Origin of the sequence: Spiribacter salilacus, assembly GCF_009649225.1 — a bacterium.
Lineage (GTDB): Bacteria > Pseudomonadota > Gammaproteobacteria > Nitrococcales > Nitrococcaceae > Spiribacter > Spiribacter salilacus.
The window spans coordinates 115,566-133,704 of record NZ_WJPP01000002.1 but is presented as its reverse complement, the minus strand read 5'-3'; the positions used below and the strand labels follow the sequence as shown (position 1 = coordinate 133,704).

Below are 18,139 nucleotides of genomic sequence, written 5' to 3'. Positions count from 1 at the left end.
CAGAGGAGCAACATGAAACGTTTCAGAATTGCGGCACTAGTGACCGTGTTGGCGCTGGCAGGAATGCCATTTCTTGCCATCGCAGAAGGGGAGATTGAAGCAGGGCGGATCAAGGCTTATACCTGCCTTGGCTGTCATGGTGTAGATGGATATCGCAATGCCTACCCGTCGTTTCGGGTGCCATTGCTCGGTGGCCAGCATGCCGCCTATATCGCTGATGCGCTGCGGGCCTATCAATCAGGTGATCGGCAGCATCCAACCATGCGTGCATTGGCGGCTACGTTAAGTGAGCAGGATATTCAGGATATCGCTGCATATTTTGAGTCGGCCGGAGCAAATCGATGAGTGGGCAGCATAAAATGAATCAACGCTGGTTTGTCGGTATCGCGGCAATGGTCGGTTTAGCGGTTGGTACGGCGTTTGCACAGCCAATTGGCGATGTCGATGCGGGTCGTGACAAATCTCAGGCTTGCATTGCGTGTCATAACGCCAATGGGGTGTCAGATAACCCGGCTTGGCCGATTTTAGCGGGGCAGCATGCCGATTACCTAGTGTATGCGCTTGAGGCCTACCGCAGTGGCGATCGGGTCAATGCAATCATGAATGGTCAGGCGCAGGGTTTGAGCGATGAAGACATTCGTGATTTGGCCGCGTTTTACGCAGCTCAGGATCCGGCGCTTAGTATCGTTCGTCGAGAGCGCAGTCGCCGTTAATTAAGCGCTCATAACCGCAACGAAAATCAGGATAGACCCATTGGTAGCCGCTGCGTTGCAGGCGGCTACTATCGCAGCGTCGTCCTGATTGTGCCCCGCTAACTGGGGTGGGGGCTGGGGCGCCTAATGTCTGCGCCAGCCATTGCATAACCTCGCATTGTGTAGCGGGGTCGTGATCACTGGCCAGATAACAGTCTTCAGGATGAGCCAAGTTACCAATATGCATCAGGATGCCGACGCAGTCGGTTTCGTGTATGCGATTGGTGTACAGAGGCGGTGTTGCCTGGCAGGTTGCTCCCGCTTTGACTTTTTCGATAAGCCGTTCTCGCCCTGGTCCATAAATGCCCGAAAACCGAATGCTGATAAATTCACCGGTATAGTCGTTGGCTAGTTGCTCGGCTTGCAGCAATCGCTGGCCGGAGAAGCGCTCAGGTTGGGTGGGGCTGTTTTCAGTTACCCATTCTCCGGCGCTTTGCCCATACACACTGGTGCTTGAAACAAATATCACCCTGGGTAGGCGTGTATTGCGTATTTGCATCAGGTTGAGCAGGTTGGCTAGCCCTTCAACATAGGCCGCGGCATAACCGGCATCAGTGTAGTCGCTAGGGGTCAGAATGTAGAAAATCTGATCAATCTGTTCAGGCACGACCATGCGAAGCGAGTCAGGTTGAAGTAAATCGGCCTGAATCAGTTGAATGTTTTTGGGCAAAGCGGCAGCGGTTCGCCGCAATCCAAAAACGCTATGGCCTTGTTGAGCCAGTGCTTTGCCCAGGCGTTGGCCAATACGGCCGCAGCCTGCAATGAGTATGCGTTTTTTCATCTTGCCCTTAGAATACCGGCTGCCAAGGGGATGAGGATAGGGTATTGAGCGCACAGAGATTAGCCCGCTGTCGGGCTGTGTTAAATCGGCGGCAGCCTGATTTAAGCGTTATTTTGGATCATGTGCATAAGCCGCATAATTTAAGTGCGATTATACGAACCTGTGATGCAGTGGGGGCTTATGGCGTGCATGCCGTGCAGAAAGGGCGGTCTGTGTCGGTGCATCAGCATTACGCCGCGGGCGCTGGGGAGTGGGTTGATTTAACCGCCTACGCTGACATTGAAGCGGCAATTGCGGCACAGCAAGCGCAGGGTGTTGCCGTTTATGCGGCGCATTTATCGAGTTCAGCGGTTGATTTTCGAGCCGTCGATTACATTCGACCGTGCTCGATTTTGTTAGGCGCAGAGCTTTGGGGGGTGAGTGAGGCTGCGGCTGCCGCGGTTGATCAGCACATCATCATTCCCATGGCAGGTTTTGTAGAATCGCTTAACGTGTCGGTAGCGGCTGCCGTTATTTTATTTGAGGCGCAGCGCCAGCGTTCAGCGGCGGGGCTGTATGATGCGCCGCGCATAAGCGCTCAAGACTATGAGCGCATTTTATTTGAGTGGCTGCACCCGCGGCTGGCAAAACATTTGAACGAACGTGGGGCCCCTTATCCGGCCTTAGACGAAGATGGAGATCCAATTTTTTCTAGCAACACGCCAAGCACCTCATCAACGGGTAGGTCTTGATTCTCGCTATCACATCGACCGCGGTATTCCAGGGTGCCGTTTTTTAAGCCGCGCTCCCCAATCACCACGCGATGCGGGATGCCGATTAGCTCCATATCGGCAAATTTCACGCCAGGGCGGGCATCGCGGTTATCCCAAAGAACCGAAAGACCAGCTGACTGCAGCTGATCATGAAGTTGGGTTGCTGCCTCAGATACCGCTGCTGAGCGGTCATCGCCAATGCTGATCAGGGCAACATCAAACGGTGCAAGCGGGGCGGGCCAAATAATGCCCTGTTCATCATGGTTCTGCTCAATGGCGGCAGCCACTACCCGGCTCACCCCAATCCCATAACAACCCATAATCAGTGGTTGTTGCTTGCCATCTTCATCAAGCACGCGGGCATTCATTGCTTCGCTGTACTTGGTGCCCAGCTGAAAGATATGACCCACCTCAATGCCCCGATGGATTTCAAGTTGGCCCTGATTACAGCGTGGGCAGCCTTCACCTGCTTTCACGGTGCGCAGATCGGCTTGTTTGGGTAGCGCAACATCTCGACCCCAGTTCAGGTTTACCCAGTGGTAATCTTGTCGCCCTGCGCCGGTTGAGAAGTTGATCAGCGTGGCTGCCCGGGTATCAACCCATTGGCGTAACCCGTCTGGTAAACCAATGGGGCCAATAAAGCCACGTGGCACACCGGTGGCCTGCAGTGCTTCTTCGGGCTCGGCTAGGCGAACCTCATCTGCGTTAAGCACCTTGGCCGCTTTAATCAGGTTAAGCTCGTCATCGCCAGCCACAAATAGCACTGCCGGTGAGTCATCTGCCATAACCACCACACTTTTTAGCACCTGCGCAGGCTCAATACCGAGTACCTTGCACTGCTCGGCCACGGTGTGAATACCCGGTGTAGGCTCTTCGGCAGCTGGCGCTGGAGCAACGGGGCTTTGTGGTGTGGCGAGACGGCTCGTGGCGAGTTCGGTGTTGGCCGCATACTGACACTGGCTGCAGCTGGCAATCTCATCTTCGCCAGAATCGGCAAGCACCATAAATTCTTCTGAAACACTGCCACCAATGGCACCACTATCGGCACCAACGGCACGAAAACGTAGCCCAAGCCGCTCAAAAATGCGGATATAGGCCTGCTGCATCGCATCGTAGGTGGCCTGTAATGAGGGCTGGTCTAAATGAAAGGAGTAGGCATCTTTCATGACAAACTCGCGTGAACGCATCACGCCAAAGCGCGGCCGGCGTTCATCGCGAAATTTAGTTTGAATTTGGTAAAACGTCAGCGGCAGCTGCCGATAGCTTCTTAGCTCTCGACGCAGGAAATCGGTAATGACCTCTTCGTGGGTGGGTCCAATGCAAAAGTCGCGGTCATGGCGGTCTTTTAAGCGCAGTAGCTCTGCGCCGTACAGTGACCAACGGCCAGACTCTTCCCACAGCTCAGCCGGTTGTACGGCAGGCATTAATACTTCAAGCCCACCGATGGCATCCATTTCCTCACGTACCACTTGCTCAACGCGGCGTAGCACCCGCAAACCGAGTGGCTGCCAGGTATAAAGACCTGAGCCCAGCCGTGCGATGAGCCCGGCCTTTAGCATGAGCTGATGGCTGGCGATTTCGGCGTCAGCGGGGGTCTCCTTGTTGGTGAACAAGGGAAATTGCGATGCTCGCATCAGTGTGGTTCCTGTCGCTTTTGTAAAAACTGTATTATAGGGTAGCGGACCCTGAGACCAGCGCACAGTCCTTGACGCGCCGAAGTGCGCGCGCTAGCTTTGAGCGCTTGATAAATCGGGTGCCGGGCGAAAGGGGCCATGCGACATATAATTTCCATTTTAGTCGAAAACGAGTTCGGCGCATTGTCCAGAATCGCTGGGCTATTTACTGCGCGTGGGTATAATATTGATTCGCTGACGGTCGCGCCGACTGATGATGCGACGCTTTCACGCATGACTCTGGTTACCCAGGGTGATGAGCGCATTGTTGAGCAAATTTTAAAACAGCTCAATAAACTGCTTGATGTGGTGAAAGTGGTAGACATTACCGAGGCAACGCATATTGAGCGAGAGCTCATGCTGGTCAAGGTAGAGGCGGTTTCAACAGAGTCCCGCGAGGAGTTTAAGCGCCTTGCGGATATTTTCGATGCACGAGTGGTAGATGTTACCGCAACCACCTACACCATCGAGGTGATTGGACGGGGTAGCAAGCTCGATGCATTTCTTGCGCTGCTCGAATCGAGCACTCCAATGGAAGTGGTGCGTTCGGGCGTTATAGGGATCGCGCGTGGCGATCAGTTAATTGAGGGGAGTCATGAAGGTTTATTACGATAAAGACGCCGATCTATCCATCATCCAAGGGATGAAGGTTGCCATTTTGGGCTATGGCTCGCAGGGGCATGCGCATGCCAACAACCTGAAAGAATCAGGTGTATCGGTTGTGGTTGGATTGCGTGCTGGCTCAGCCAGTGCTGAGAAGGCAAAAGGCGCGGGCCTTGAGGTGGCCGAGGTGGGTCAGGCCGTTGCCATGGCAGATCTGGTCATGCTGACATTGCCTGATGAGAATCAGGCGGCCGTGTATCGTGAGCATGTAGAGCCTAACCTTCGTGAGGGTGGTGCCATTGCGTTTGCCCACGGTTTCAACATTCACTACCAGCAAATTGAGCCGCGTCCAGACATGGATGTGATCATGATTGCACCGAAAGGGCCTGGGCATTTAGTGCGTTCCACCTATGTTGAAGGTGGTGGTGTGCCCAGTCTAATTGCTGTGCATCAGGACGCCACTGGGCGTGCGCGCGATGTGGCGCTGTCTTATGCAGCAGCCAATGGTGGTGCGCGCTCGGGCGTGATTGAAACTAGCTTCCGCGAAGAAACAGAGACTGACCTGTTCGGTGAGCAGACAGTGCTTTGCGGTGGTATTACCGCGCTGATTGAAGCAGGTTTTGAGACATTGGTTGAGGCAGGCTATGCGCCAGAAATGGCGTACTTTGAAGTGCTGCATGAAACCAAGCTGATTGTTGATCTGCTTTACGAGGGCGGCATTGCCAATATGCGTTACTCCATCAGTAACACAGCGGAATATGGCGACTTTACACGCGGTCCACGCGTTATTAACGACGAGTCGCGTCAAGCAATGCGTGAAATCCTCAAAGAAATTCAAAATGGCGAATTTGCCAAAGAATTTGTGCTGGAAAACCAGGCCAATGCGCCACGCCTTAAGGCGATGCGTCGGCAGGCACAGGCACATCAAATTGAGGAAGTGGGCGCACGTCTGCGTGGCATGATGCCGTGGATTAAAGCCAACCAGCTCGTAGACCGGGATCGCAACTAATTGCGATGCCGGCTGTGATGTTTCACTGATGAGTGAACAAACGCCAAAACCCCGCCCTCCGCGGCGGGGTATTTATTTCCTGCCCAATTTTATTACGACGCTGGCCCTGTTTTTTGGGTTCTATGCGGTTGTTGCTGCACAAAGCGGTGCCTATGACACAGCGGCCATCGCCATTTTTGTGGCAATGGTGATGGATGGCCTTGATGGGCGTGTCGCGCGGCTGACCAATACCCAAAGTGACTTTGGTGTTCAATACGATAGCTTGGCTGACATGGTGTCGTTTGGCCTAGCCCCCGCGTTAGTGGTTTACCTTTGGGCGTTAGAGGATTTATCGGCACTTGGCGTTTTTTGGGGCAAATTCGGCTGGTTGGGGGCATTTATTTATGCCGCTTGCGCTGGATTACGCTTGGCCCGGTTTAACGCACAAGCAGGCACAGCCGATAAGCGCCATTTTCAGGGGTTGCCTAGTCCAGCTGCCGCTGCTGCGTTAGCCGGTATGGTGTGGGCGGGCGATCAGCTCGATTTTGGCGGATGGCCTGCGGGGTTGCCGGCGTTGGCAATTACGTTAGTGGCGGCCATCTTAATGGTTAGCAATGTGCGCTATGAAAGCTTTAAGGATGTCGATTTTCGCTATCGCGTACCCTTTGTTTTTATGGTGCTGGGCGTGTTGGCGGTGGCATTAATGTCGGTGCACCCGCCTACGGTTTTATTTTTGCTGGCGTTGGGGTATTTGCTGTCTGGCCCCATATTTACGGTTATTCGGCGGCGACACCGCCGCAAACGACGGCAGGCAGGGTAGAATAAAGTTATCGGTTTTCTCTCCTGGAGGAGTACGCATGAGTAGCGGCGATCATTTGATCATCTTTGATACCACGCTTCGCGATGGCGAGCAGAGCCCAGGTGCGTCGATGACGCGCGAAGAAAAAGTGCGCATTGCCCGCGCCTTAGAGCGACTGCGTGTGGATATCATTGAAGCCGGTTTTCCGGCAGCAAGCCGCGGTGATTTTGAATCGGTGCGTGCTGTTGCCGAAACGATTCGTGACTCACGAGTCTGTGGCCTTGCGCGTGCAAACGAAGCCGATATTGATCGGGCAGGAGAGGCCGTGGCGCCCGCCGCAGCGGGGCGGATTCATACGTTTATTGCCACCTCGCCTGTACACATGGAAAAAAAGCTTCAGCTGACGCCGGATCAGGTGGTTGAGCGTGCGGTGGCAGCAGTGTCTCGAGCCCGTAATTTGTGCGACGACGTCGAGTTTTCGCCAGAAGATGCGGGCCGCTCCGAGCCCGACTTTTTGTGTCGGATTATTGAAGCGGCAATTGATGCTGGCGCCACCACGATTAATATCCCCGATACGGTCGGTTATAACTTGCCCGAGCAATTTGCTGGCCTAATTAAAGATCTGTTGCAGCGAATTCCAAATGCGCACCGTGCGGTATGGTCAGCACACTGCCATAACGACCTTGGGTTGGCAGTGGCTAACTCTCTGGCGGCGTTTGGTGAGGGAGTGCGGCAGATTGAGTGCACGATAAACGGCTTAGGCGAGCGCGCCGGTAATGCCGCGCTTGAAGAAATTGTGATGGCGGTGCGTACCCGTCAGGACGAATTTCCTTGTGATACCCGCATTGAGGCTAAAGAGCTTCTTCCCACCTCTCGTCTTGTGGCTAATATCACCGGCTTTCAGGTGCAGCCCAATAAAGCAATTGTGGGTGTAAACGCCTTTGCGCATGAGTCTGGCATTCATCAAGATGGTGTGCTTAAACACCGTGAGACCTATGAAATTATGCGTGCCGAAGATGTGGGCTGGGGCACCAATCGGATGGTGTTGGGTAAGCACTCGGGGCGAAATGCCTTTCGGGCTCGTTGCGAGGAGCTTGGCATTCGGTTTGATAGTGCCGGGCAGCTTAATGAAGCGTTTCAGCGCTTTAAAGAGCTGGCTGATAAAAAGCATGAAATCTTTGATGAAGACCTGCAGGCGCTTGCCACCGAAGCCGCTGTGGCGTTGGAAGAGGATCAGGCCGTTACATTGGTGGCCTTTCGTTGCTGTTCTGAAACAGGCGAGACACCGGTTGCCGATCTCACCTTGCTAGTGGACGGTAACGAGCAGCAGAATTCTGCCGCTGGCGATGGCCCGGTTGATGCAGCTTTTAAGGCCATTGACGGTATTCTTGGCGTGCGCGCTGAACTTCTGCTGTACTCGGTCAATAATATTACTTCGGGTACCGATGCACAGGGTGAAGTTACCGTTCGGTTGGAGCGCGGTGGTCGTGTGGTTAACGGGCAAGGCGCCGATACAGATATTGTGATTGCCTCTGCCAAGGCTTATCTCAATGCCCTCAATCGCCTGCGTAACACGGGCGAGCGCACTCACCCACAGGCGGAGGGCGTGTAACGCGCGCAAGAGCATGCAAGGGCTTAGCCACAGTCAGCAGGCCGCTTTAGATGCCATGGGGATTACGCGTTGGCAGCGGCAAATGGCGCCGGCGCCTGTGCCACTACAAGTTATCTCAGACGGAGTGTTAAAAGGGCCAGAGGCTAAGTTGTTAGACGCAATGCTCGCCGCTATTGGTTTGACTGTAGGCGCTGATGTGCAGATTGCCACTTCTACAGAAAAAGCGCTTGCGCAGACACCGCCCTCGCCCGTTTGGCTTGTTTTAGGTGAACAAGCCGCTGCATCGCTGCAGGGCCAAGGTCCTATTGTCTTAGTCACAAAAACACCGGCCGAACTACTGCGTGCGCCACTGGCTAAAGCGCGCGTTTGGGAGGATTTGCGTCGGCTTCGTCGAGCGTTACAGGAGGTTGCATGAGTTTGCGCCCCATGCGACTGACTGATCTCGACCGGGTGGCTGCGGTTGAGGCGGGTGCGTATCTGTTTCCATGGACTCGAAAGATCTTTAACGACTGCTTAAGGATGGGTTACGAGTGTTGGGTTGAGTTGGCCGAAGACGAGATTGTTGGGCATTTTGTTCTTTCGATGGGGCCCGGTGAAGCGCATGTCTTAAATCTCGCCGTACATCCAGATTGGCAAAATAACGGGTTAGGGCGATCTTTATTGCGTCGTGCTGTTGAGCGAGCTGATCGGCTAGGGGCGGAGTCGGTTTACTTGGAAGTCCGACCCAGCAATTTTCCGGCTGTGCATCTATATCGGACAGAGGGTTTTCGCAAAGTAGGGCGCCGGCCTGATTATTACCCGTGCGATGATGGTCGTGAGGATGCCCTGCTGATGCGTTATGACGTTCGTGAAACGGCCCCGATGGGGCGGCGATGAACGCGCAGGGCACCCGGCATGGTGCCCGGTCTTGGGCGTTTTATGACTGGGCTAATTCGGCTTTTGCCACCGTTGTGCTGGCAGGCTTTTTCCCATTGATGTTTCAAGACTTCTGGAGCCAGGGTGTTTCGGCGTCTATTGCTAATTTACGCTTGGGTTGGGCGAATGCCGCTGCGAGCCTATTAATTATTTTTATCGCGCCATTAGCTGGCTCCATTGCCGATCGGTTGGGAGCGCATAAGCGGCTGTTGTTGGGGTTTACCGCCTTAGGCGTGTTAGCAACGATTAGCTTGTCAGCCGTGGGCCCGGGTAACTGGCAGCTGGCGGCGGTGTTGTTTGTGTTGGCGAGCCTCGGGTTTTTAGCCGGCAACATCTTCTATGACGCTTTATTAGTGCACGTTGCGCCACGCGCAGAATGGGATGCCTTATCAGGTTTAGGCTTTGGTTTGGGTTATTTGGGCGGCGGACTTTTATACCTAGGTTGTGTTGTTGCGGTACTTAATCCGGCTTGGCTCGGTTTGGCATCAGCGGCGGATGCCGTTTTGCTGAGCTTTGTGGTAACGGGTGTTTGGTGGGCGGTGTTCAGTCTGCCATTGGCAGTTAATGTGACGGAGCCCGTTCGCCAAACCGCTGGTGAGTCTGCGCTTGCGGGCGGGGTAAAGCAGCTACGGGAAACCCTTAAGCACATTCGCCAGTATCGTGAGGTATGGGTGTTTTTGTTGGCGTATTGGCTTTATATCGACGCGCTGGGAACGACCATTCGCATGGCGGTGGCCTACGGTCGCTCGCTAGGCTTTGCGCAGGAATCATTAATTGTGGCGTTGCTGATTACGCAGTTTGTTGGGTTTCCGGCGGCCATTGCCATGGGTTGGTTAGGGGCGAGAATTGGCGCACGGAACGGAATTCTGCTGGGTATCGGAGTATACTTAATCATCTGCATTTGGGGCGCCTTTATTCAGGCGCCCTGGGAGTTTTATGCCATTGCTGCCTTAGTGGGTTTAGTGCAGGGCGGCGTTCAGTCACTCAGCCGATCTTATTATGCAAAACTCATCCCAGCGCATCGTGCTGGTGAGTTTTTTGGGTTTTACAATTTATTAGGTAAATTCGCCGCGCTAATTGGGCCTCCGTTGTTCGGTCTTTTTGGCGTTTGGTTTGGCGATGTGCGTTACTCGATGCTCGCGCTGATATTGATGTTTGTTGCGGGTGCAATCGTTTTAATGCGCGTAGAAAGTCAAGGAGCCACTACATGACAGAAAAGAAACTCACCACCTGGCAGGTGATTAAAAGCACATTGGCCGCCGCCTTTGGCGTACAGACAGAAGCCGCACGACAGCGTGATTTCTCTCAAGGCAGTGCGGGCACTTTTATTATTGCCGGGTTAGTTTTTACCGCCGCTTTTGTATTGATTTTGGTGGTGATTGTGCAGCTTGTCTTAAGGAGTTTGTGATGAAACAGGGATTGCGTTGGGGTTTAGGGCTTTTAGTGCTGATTATTGGCGGCGGCGTTGCGGGCATTCCTGTTTTTACCGGCAGTATGGCTGAAATGGCCTATCGATCCGGTATTGAAGATATGAATCAGCGTTTAGATGCAAACCCCGAGCTGAGCGGCCAAATTGAGATCACCCAATATGATCGCGGTTTGTATTCCTCGTCAGTGGTCACGCGCTACTCGCTGCAAAACCCCATGCTCGACTTTGATGTGGTGCAAGAGATGCAGCACGGCTTTGCCGGGGCGCGGTTTGAGGGGCATGCCATTCCTCGCGGCCGTACGCGCGAAGTGATGGAGCAGCTGGGTGGTGGCGACGACACCATTCGATTTAATGGGCGCTACGGCACAGAGGATGTCGAATTTGTTGTGATGATGGATGCGCTCAGTGGCGTTTTAGATGTTGAGCCTGATGTTCAGCTCAACCTTCAGCCGCTGCAAATTGATGGGCAGATGACGCATACCGGTGAGAGCGTTCGCGTTGACATGGATTGGGGTGGGCTGGCAATGCGCTCGCTCAGCACGCCTGATGTTATCGAGATGGGGCAAGCACGTGGGCAGCTCAATGCAAAATTGATTGCTGGTGATACCAGCTTAGGGGTGTGGGATGGCGATTTTGGTTTAGACATTGCCCGCCTTAACGCCAACGTTGATGAAGCTGAGTCTTTTGCAATAGAGGCTATTGCCTTGGCCGGTCGAACTGATGTGAATGAACAAGATCGCATTGATAGTCGATTTACACTCAGCTTTGAATCATTAACTTCCATGGGCATGGATCCCATTCGCGGTTCGGCAACGTTGCGATCTGAAGGGCTACTGGTTGAGCCGTTATTAGAGCTGGCTAATCAAGCGGAACAATTGGGTGATGATGCACCCTACGAGCGCTTACTTGCCGATGCGATTGCTCAGGGAGTTACCCTTTATTTAACGGAAGGAGAGTTGGCGGCCGGCCCGCAACGGCGGTTATCAGCAGATGCCGAGTTAGTGATTAAACCCGAGATGGCGGATCTGCTTAGAGCCGGCTTGATGAGCTTTGCCATGCTTGAGGCCATGGATTTTGAAATGAACGTTGGCCTTGATCAGGCGTTGGCAAATAGTCTGCCGCGTGAACTGGGCGTTTGGTTGGCGCAAATGCGGGCATTTGGCGTGTTACGCGCGCAGGATGACCGGCTTGAACTTAACATTCGTCTGCAAGATGGCGAGGTGTTGGTGCATGGAGAACCCTGGGGCTAAGTCGTGAGCTTACCTGCAAGTGGTTTGCCGTTATGGTTGCAGCTGGCCGGGCTGCTTGGGTTTGCGGCGGTGCTTTTGTGGGCCGGTTGGTTTGCTGGGTGGCGTGCGCTTAAAGATAATGGATTAGTGCCGGTTTGGTTTGCTGCCATCGCCTTAGTTGCGTTTCTTTGGAGCATGCAGATTGGTGTTCGTGATGGTCTGGTTTTGCATTTGCTAGGCACCGCATCATTGGTACTGATCTTTGGTCCTGCGCTGGCTATCTTGGCATTCGCGGGTGCATTGGCAATTAATATTGTGTCGGGCAATAGCGCATTGGCGCTTGCCGGTGTGCATGGTTTGTTGTTGATTGCCTTGCCAGTGTGGGTGGCCTATCAGGCACATCATCAATTACGCCGCTGGCTACCTTTGAACCCGTTTGTGTTCTTCTTAGGGAGTGGTTTTTTAGGCGGTATGCTTGCGCTGGCCGCGCCCATTTTAGTGTCTGCCGCGCTGTTATGGAGCTTTGATGTTCATCCCGGCTGGGTCATTTGGGAAGACTATTTAGCGCTACTGCCTCTAATGCTATTTCCCGAAGGTTTCATCAACGGGGCGGTCATGACCGCCCTTGCTGTTTGGCAGCCGCATTGGGTGCGTACTTTTGACGATGCAGAGTATCTGCGTTAAGCCATCTTTTGCTGCTGCTCTGCCACCCGTGTTAGGGCATCTTCAATATCCGCTAATTTTTCGCGCTCTCGTGTAACCACCTCGGCCGGTGCCTTGCTGACAAACGCCTCGTTTTGCAGCTTACCCTGAATGCGCTTAAGTTCAGATTCGAGCTTGCTTTGCTCACGGCTCAGTCTTTCAAGTTCAGCCGCTTTATCGATTAGTCCGGCAATGGGTACGCGCAGCTCAAGCTCGCCAATAAGAGCGAGTGCTGATTCTGGGGTGTCGGCGTTGGCATCAAGCACATCAACCGACTCAAGGCGGCCTAAGAAATCAAGCGCAACGCGATGCTGCTCAAGCCGCTCAAGATCCTTTGGAGAGGCATTTTTTAAGAGCACAGGCAGTGCGCGGCCGGGGGGGATGTCCATTTCTCCACGAATCCGTCGTAACCCGAGAATAAAACGCTGCACCCATTCAATCTCTGCCTCGGCTGTTTGGTCTTCAAGCTCAGCTGCTGGAATGGGATAGCGCTGGTGCATGATCGTAGGGCTATCAATGCCGGCTAGCGGTGCAATACGCTGCCAGATCTCCTCGGTAATAAAGGGCATGAACGGATGGGCAAGGCGCAAAACGGCCTCGAGCACGCGAACTAAGGTACGGCGCGTGCCGCGCTGCCGTTTGGCGTCCGTATCCTGTTGGAGTACCGGCTTGCAAAGCTCGAGGTACCAGTCACAGTATTCATCCCAAAGAAATTCATAAATGGCTTGGGCCGCTAAATCCATACGATAGGTTTCAAGCGCCTCTATGACCGTTTTTTCTGTTGTCTGCAGGCGGGAGATAATCCACCGATCTGCACTGCCAAGCATGACCGCTTCGTCATTGGCGCCACAGTCTTGCTCTTCAGTGTTCAGTAGCACATAGCGGGCCGCATTCCAGAGCTTATTGCAGAAGTTGCGATAACCATCAACCCGGCCCATATCAAACACCACATCTCTGCCGGTGGTTGCTAGGCTGGCAAAGGTAAAGCGCAGGGCATCGGTGCCATGCGGAGAAATCCCATTAGTAAATGCTTTGCGTGTTTGCTTTTCGATGGCGGGGGCCCGCTGCGGTTGCATAAGCCCTGTGGTGCGCTTTTGCACGAGTGACTCAAGATCAATGCCATCGATAATGTCAATTGGATCAAGGACATTGCCCTTCGATTTAGACATTTTGGCGCCTTCTGAATCGCGCACTAAGCCATGAATATAGACCTCTTTAAACGGCACCTCGCCGCCAAATTTCAGGCCCATCATGATCATTCGGGCAACCCAAAAGAAAATAATATCGAAACCGGTTACCAGCACATTAGTGGGGTAGAAAGTGCTTAGCTCTTGGGTGTTTTCTGGCCAGCCCAGTGTTGAAAATGGCCACAGTGCCGAAGAAAACCAAGTATCGAGTACATCAGGGTCTTGCTGTAGCGAATGGGTATCAGGTAATCCATGCTTCTTGCGCACCTCTGCTTCGCTACGACCCACATAAACCTGGCCATTATTGTCATACCAAGCGGGAATGCGATGGCCCCACCACAGCTGCCGACTGATGCACCAGTCTTGAATGTCCTCAAGCCAGTTGTAGTAGGTTTTAGTCCAATTTTCAGGCGTGAATTGGATTTGTCCTTGGCGCACGGCCTGTATGGCGGGGTCGGTAATTTCCGTCCATCCACCCGGGCGGCCATCGGGCTGGGTTTTACGCGTCAGATCAACAAACCATTGATGCGTTAGGTAGGGCTCTACAATGGCCCCGGTTCGCTCACAGCGCGGCACCATCAGCTTATGTGGGTCGATGCCATCGAGCAGGCCTGCCGCTTTTAAATCAGCAACAATGCGTTCACGCGCCTCAAATCGATCAAGCCCCTGATAGGCAGCGGGTGCGTTTTCGTTAATGGTGGCTTGGCCGGTGAAAATATTGATTGGCTCACAGCCATGCCGTTGGCCAACCTCATAGTCGTTAAAATCGTGGGCTGGCGTAATTTTCAGGCAGCCCGTGCCAAATTCCATGTCAACATACTCATCGGCAACAATGGGAATTTCCCGGCCAACGAGCGGTAGTTTGACTTTTTTGCCGATTAAATGCGCATAGCGAGGGTCGTTAGGATGAACGGCAACGGCCGTATCGCCAAGCATTGTTTCAGGGCGCGTCGTGGCAACAACCAACGACTCATCACTGTCAGCCAGTGGGTAGCGCAAACGCCAAATGGATCCTTGCTCTTCTGTTGACTCCACTTCTAGGTCAGACACGGCGGTTTCGAGCACAGGATCCCAGTTAACCAGACGCTGTCCGCGATAAATAAGCCCCTCTTCATGCAGCCGCACAAAAACCTCGCGAACGGCGGTTGAAAGCCCCTCGTCCATTGTGAAGCGCTCTCGCGACCAGTCGACCGATGCCCCGAGTCGGCGCATCTGGTTTTGAATCGTACCGCCCGACTTGTCTTTCCATTCCCAAATTTTTTCTACAAACGCCTCGCGCCCCATCTCAAGGCGGTCTTTGCCAGCCGCGTTGAGTTGCCGTTCAACCACCAGTTGGGTTGCGATGCCGGCATGATCGGTGCCCGGCTGCCAAAACGTGTTGTGACCGCGCATTCGATGAAAGCGAATCAGGATATCCATTAAGGTGTCTTGAAACGCATGGCCCATGTGCAAGGTGCCGGTCACATTAGGCGGGGGAATCATGATGCAGTAAGGCGTGCCCTGGCCGCTTGGCTCAAAATAGCCATTGTGCTCCCAACGCTCATACCAATAGGGCTCAATGCGGCTGGGGTCATACGTCTTCTGCATGGTCTATGCGTGCTCCTGATCTGCAATGTCATGAGTGTGTGGTTTTTTACCAGCACGGTGATATTCACGGTAGCGCTGGCGCCCTGCGTCTCTTATTTCAGGGTTAGCCGTAATAATTTCGGCAATACGTTGGCGCTGCTGCCAGTCCTCTGGCATATCCTGTGCCAAATTAATCAGTAAGTCACCGGGTTGGGGCGCTGTATCAATCACGATCGGGGTTTCTCCGTCGTGAGATTGTCGCCCATGCGGGATAAAACTGCTCGGTTGGGCGGTCCATAACAGCGCATCGATGGCGTCAGCCGTAGCCTCAGAGTCTGTTCTGATAAACACACGATGCCCATCGCGCCAGGCTTTGGTAGCCAGCCGGCAGCAAAAATGAGTTCTCGCCTCAGTTGTATCAGCAGCAAGAATGTAAAAATCGATGCGCGGCACTTTCGGCTCCGCAACTGTTAAAGTGATGGTCTAATGTTAAAGATTACCGCAGGCATAGGGCTGATGTCGTGGGGCTGAGTCGATTAACTCGATATTTATTACGTGAGGTCATGCTCGCATGGGCTGCTGTGACCATTGTGCTTGTCGTTGTGTTGCTCACAAATCGGCTAGTGCAATTTATGGCAGATGCTGCGCGCGGTGATATTCCGCCTGATGTCATTTTCCTGATGTTAGGGCTTAAAGCTGCCGCTAATCTATCGGTGGTACTGCCGGGCAGTTTCTTTTTGGGCGTTGTGTTAGCGCTCGGTCGTCTTTATCGCGACTCAGAGATGAGTGCGATGGCTGGCTGCGGGGTCAGTCCATTTCATGTTTACCGGGGCATTTTTGCATTGGCGATACCGCTTGCCATCGCCGTCGGCGCCTTGTCTTTATCGGTGGGTCCTGCCGCGGAGCGTCAGTCGGATGTGGTGCGAGCGAATGCGCAGCAAGAGGCGCGATTTTTGGGGGTTCAGGCGGGCCAGTTCACGCGGCTAGGCTCTGATGCCACGGTGTATGTGGCAGCGGTAGACGAGGGGGGTGGTATGGATGCCATCTTTGCTGAACGCAAAACACCGGATGGCCGAGAGATTCTGGTTGCCAACGGCGGGCGCCGCGTGATCGACGGGCTTGGGAGTGGTGAGTTTTTGGTGGTGAAGGAGGGCTTTCGCTACCGCGGCGTGCCGGGTGAGGGTGCATGGGAGATTATGCGCTATGCCGAACATGGGGTTAGGATTTCAGAGCCAAGCCCTGTGCAGCCCGGTATTGGCCGAGATGCCGTACCGCTTCAGCTACTGCTGCTCGATCGCAGTTTGGTGCATAACGCAGAACTTCAATGGCGTTTGTCTTTGCCCTTCATGATTGTCGTGCTTGCGCTCACGGCGCTTCCGCTGGCTAAGACGGATCCGCGAAGCGGGCGATACGGTCGCGTTGTTGTGGCTGTTATTTTATTTATGATCTACTTCAATCTGCTCTACGCCGCGCAAGACTGGATGATTGCGGGCGCCACGCCAGCTTGGCTGGGCCTTTATTGGGTACATGCAGTGGCCATTGGTTTGGCGTTGCTCTTTTTGCAACGGCGTTTTCAAGTCATACGACAGCGAGCAACTCGCTAATGTCTCGATTAGATCGCTACATCATGGCCACAGTGCTGAGCGGCGCGCTTGCGGGTCTGTTCATCCTGTTGTGCCTTAATTTTGTTTTTGAGTTTATTGATGAGGCGGGTGACATTGGGCAGGCCGATTATGGCTTGGGTACCGCGCTACTCTATGTGAGCTTGCAAATGGTGCATCGTGCCTACGAGGCATTTCCGATGGCAACACTCATTGGGGCGTTAGTTAGCTTAGGTGCCCTAGCGGCACGTAGCGAGTTGGTAGTTATGCGCGCAGTGGGTATGTCGGTTGCACAAATTGCACGCTCTGTGGTGTATGCCGGTTTATTACTCGCGCTGTTAGCGGCAGCGATTGGTGAGTGGTTTGCGCCGCCGGCGGTTCGTTTAGCACAGGCGGTGCAGGCAGAAGCCTTTGGGCGTTCTGTTGATGCGGGCGGCGGTGGCTTTTGGGTGAGAGATGGAGACTACTTTTTGCATGGTGAGCGTGCGCTCAGATCTGATGTTATCGAAGGCGTTGTGGCTTATGAGTTGGCTGGCAATCGCCTTGCCCGCGTAATTGCAGCGCCGCTGGCTGAGTACACCGCTGGGCGCTGGGTGCTATCGCCCGCCACAATAACCGCCTTTTTAGATGATCAAGTGATGGTCAGTGAGCAGGCAAGCGCTGCGATTGGTGGTGAGCTGAATCCAGACATGCTTGAAGTGGTGGTGGTCGATGCGGCCACACTGGCGGTTACCGAGCTGCTGCGATATATCCGTTACCTAGAAGTCAATGAGTTAGACAGCGAGGAATACCGCTTAGCATTTTGGGTCAAGCTATCGACCCCGTTGGCAACCATCGTGATGTTGTTGCTGACCGTGCCGTTGGTATTTGGCTCTCAGCGCAGCGCTGGCGTTGGGCAAAAAATCTTTTTAGGCGTGATCATTGGGCTTAGTTTTTTCTTATTAAACCGCTTTCTGAACAACGCTGGCGTTATTTACGGCCTGCCTGCGCCGGTTAGCGCGCTATCGCCAACTATTTTGTTCTTTATCATCGCTCTGATTGCGATGCGACGCGTACGCTAGCGGCGCTTTTCCTCAAGGTAGAGGTAGGTTTTTGACAGACGGTCGTGCCACGTTAGGTCGCCTTTGTCGAACATCGCCCATAAAAAACCGCCGCCCAGTGGCAGCCAAGAAAGAATAGCGGTTACAAACCGGTGGGTTGCGGCCACTAAGCTGATGCGCTTTCCATTTGCGTCAATCACCCGCAGCCGCCATGCCTGCATGCCTAGGGTTCGCCCCGCAAGGCGCCAGAAGCCCACAAAAAAAGCATAGGCCACTGCTAATAGGTAAAGGCGATAGAGCGCATCGCCAGCCGCTGCAGCTTGACCACCGCTAAAGGCAAGCCAAAGCGCGCTGGCTGCCATCCAAATGGCGATGAGCAGCATGCCGTCATACAAAATCGCCAGCAATCGGCGTAACAGGCTGGGTCTGTTCTTTGCGGGAATCGGTGATGACATTTAGGGATGGTTCCTGCGCTAGTTTGTCGTATCCTTGCCTCATAATCACTACAAC

Annotated in this window: 20 protein-coding genes; 15 read left to right on the top strand and 5 right to left on the bottom strand. The window is 53.9% G+C overall.

What is annotated here, in order from left to right; translation table 11 throughout:
* Positions 1-12: 12 nt before the first annotated feature.
* Positions 13-345 carry a c-type cytochrome gene (locus tag GH984_RS03825; protein ID WP_153718889.1) on the top strand — a complete coding sequence of 111 codons (333 nt, stop codon included), beginning with the start codon at positions 13-15 and terminating at the stop codon, positions 343-345.
* Complete coding sequence (locus tag GH984_RS03820; protein WP_253939113.1) at positions 342-713, top strand: c-type cytochrome; 372 nt, start codon at positions 342-344, stop codon at positions 711-713. The genes GH984_RS03825 and GH984_RS03820 overlap by 4 nt, the downstream gene beginning before the upstream one ends.
* Here GH984_RS03820 and GH984_RS03815 read toward each other — a convergent pair.
* On the bottom strand, positions 679-1,533 hold the full coding sequence (locus GH984_RS03815) for an SDR family oxidoreductase (protein WP_153718888.1): 855 nt from the start codon (positions 1,531-1,533) through the stop codon (positions 679-681). The genes GH984_RS03820 and GH984_RS03815 overlap by 35 nt on opposite strands.
* 44 nt (positions 1,534-1,577) lie before the next feature.
* Between GH984_RS03815 and trmH the strand changes: the two genes are divergently transcribed.
* Positions 1,578-2,264 (top strand): tRNA (guanosine(18)-2'-O)-methyltransferase TrmH, encoded by a 687-nt coding sequence (trmH, locus tag GH984_RS03810; RefSeq protein WP_153718887.1) that lies wholly within the window; start codon positions 1,578-1,580, stop codon positions 2,262-2,264.
* Here the strand turns inward: trmH and GH984_RS03805 are convergent.
* On the bottom strand, positions 2,186-3,919 hold the full coding sequence (locus tag GH984_RS03805) for a proline--tRNA ligase (RefSeq protein ID WP_153718886.1): 1,734 nt from the start codon (positions 3,917-3,919) through the stop codon (positions 2,186-2,188). The two genes, trmH and GH984_RS03805, sit on opposite strands and share 79 nt — an antisense overlap.
* Before the next feature lie 138 nt (positions 3,920-4,057).
* Between GH984_RS03805 and ilvN the strand changes: the two genes are divergently transcribed.
* The 10 genes from ilvN to GH984_RS03755 are packed head-to-tail and all read left to right on the top strand — an operon-like array spanning position 4,058 to position 12,217.
* Complete coding sequence (ilvN, locus tag GH984_RS03800) at positions 4,058-4,573, top strand: acetolactate synthase small subunit (protein WP_153718885.1); 516 nt, start codon at positions 4,058-4,060, stop codon at positions 4,571-4,573.
* Positions 4,554-5,570, top strand: coding sequence for a ketol-acid reductoisomerase (gene ilvC / locus GH984_RS03795; protein WP_153718884.1), 1,017 nt, complete (start codon positions 4,554-4,556; stop codon positions 5,568-5,570). Before ilvN ends, ilvC begins: the two co-directional genes overlap by 20 nt.
* 28 nt (positions 5,571-5,598) lie before the next feature.
* Positions 5,599-6,369: a CDP-diacylglycerol--serine O-phosphatidyltransferase gene (gene pssA, locus GH984_RS03790; protein ID WP_153718883.1), complete on the top strand. Its 771-nt coding sequence runs from the start codon at positions 5,599-5,601 to the stop codon at positions 6,367-6,369.
* A 37-nt stretch (positions 6,370-6,406) separates the two neighbouring features.
* Positions 6,407-7,960, top strand: coding sequence for a 2-isopropylmalate synthase (locus GH984_RS03785; protein WP_153718882.1), 1,554 nt, complete (start codon positions 6,407-6,409; stop codon positions 7,958-7,960).
* 13 nt (positions 7,961-7,973) lie between these two features.
* Entirely contained in the window at positions 7,974-8,375 is a 402-nt protein-coding gene (locus GH984_RS03780) for a uracil-DNA glycosylase family protein (RefSeq protein WP_153718881.1), read from the top strand.
* Positions 8,372-8,836, top strand: coding sequence for a ribosomal protein S18-alanine N-acetyltransferase (gene rimI / locus GH984_RS03775; protein WP_172973160.1), 465 nt, complete (start codon positions 8,372-8,374; stop codon positions 8,834-8,836). Before GH984_RS03780 ends, rimI begins: the two co-directional genes overlap by 4 nt.
* On the top strand, positions 8,833-10,086 hold the full coding sequence (locus GH984_RS03770) for an MFS transporter (RefSeq protein WP_153718880.1): 1,254 nt from the start codon (positions 8,833-8,835) through the stop codon (positions 10,084-10,086). The genes rimI and GH984_RS03770 overlap by 4 nt, the downstream gene beginning before the upstream one ends.
* Complete coding sequence (locus tag GH984_RS03765) at positions 10,083-10,283, top strand: DUF2970 domain-containing protein (RefSeq protein WP_153718879.1); 201 nt, start codon at positions 10,083-10,085, stop codon at positions 10,281-10,283. The genes GH984_RS03770 and GH984_RS03765 overlap by 4 nt, the downstream gene beginning before the upstream one ends.
* Entirely contained in the window at positions 10,283-11,554 is a 1,272-nt protein-coding gene (locus GH984_RS03760) for a DUF945 family protein (protein ID WP_153718878.1), read from the top strand. Before GH984_RS03765 ends, GH984_RS03760 begins: the two co-directional genes overlap by 1 nt.
* Positions 11,555-11,557: 3 nt before the next feature.
* Complete coding sequence (locus GH984_RS03755; protein WP_153718877.1) at positions 11,558-12,217, top strand: energy-coupling factor ABC transporter permease; 660 nt, start codon at positions 11,558-11,560, stop codon at positions 12,215-12,217.
* On the opposite strand, the gene GH984_RS03750 is transcribed toward GH984_RS03755, so the two are convergent.
* Together GH984_RS03750 and GH984_RS03745 are read right to left on the bottom strand one after the other, a co-directional pair.
* Complete coding sequence (locus tag GH984_RS03750) at positions 12,214-15,009, bottom strand: valine--tRNA ligase (RefSeq protein ID WP_153718876.1); 2,796 nt, start codon at positions 15,007-15,009, stop codon at positions 12,214-12,216. The genes GH984_RS03755 and GH984_RS03750 overlap by 4 nt on opposite strands.
* Positions 15,010-15,012: 3 nt before the next feature.
* Positions 15,013-15,441: a DNA polymerase III subunit chi gene (locus tag GH984_RS03745; RefSeq protein WP_153718875.1), complete on the bottom strand. Its 429-nt coding sequence runs from the start codon at positions 15,439-15,441 to the stop codon at positions 15,013-15,015.
* Between the two features lie 68 nt (positions 15,442-15,509).
* On the opposite strand from GH984_RS03745, the gene lptF reads away from it, so the two are divergent.
* Entirely contained in the window at positions 15,510-16,592 is a 1,083-nt protein-coding gene (gene lptF / locus GH984_RS03740) for an LPS export ABC transporter permease LptF (protein WP_153718874.1), read from the top strand.
* The gene (gene lptG, locus GH984_RS03735; protein ID WP_153718873.1) at positions 16,592-17,650 is read left to right on the top strand and encodes an LPS export ABC transporter permease LptG; all 1,059 of its coding nucleotides are present in this window, start codon (positions 16,592-16,594) and stop codon (positions 17,648-17,650) included. Before lptF ends, lptG begins: the two co-directional genes overlap by 1 nt.
* On the opposite strand, the gene GH984_RS03730 is transcribed toward lptG, so the two are convergent.
* Complete coding sequence (locus GH984_RS03730; protein WP_153718872.1) at positions 17,647-18,084, bottom strand: RDD family protein; 438 nt, start codon at positions 18,082-18,084, stop codon at positions 17,647-17,649. The genes lptG and GH984_RS03730 overlap by 4 nt on opposite strands.
* Between the last annotated feature and the right edge of the window lie 55 nt (positions 18,085-18,139).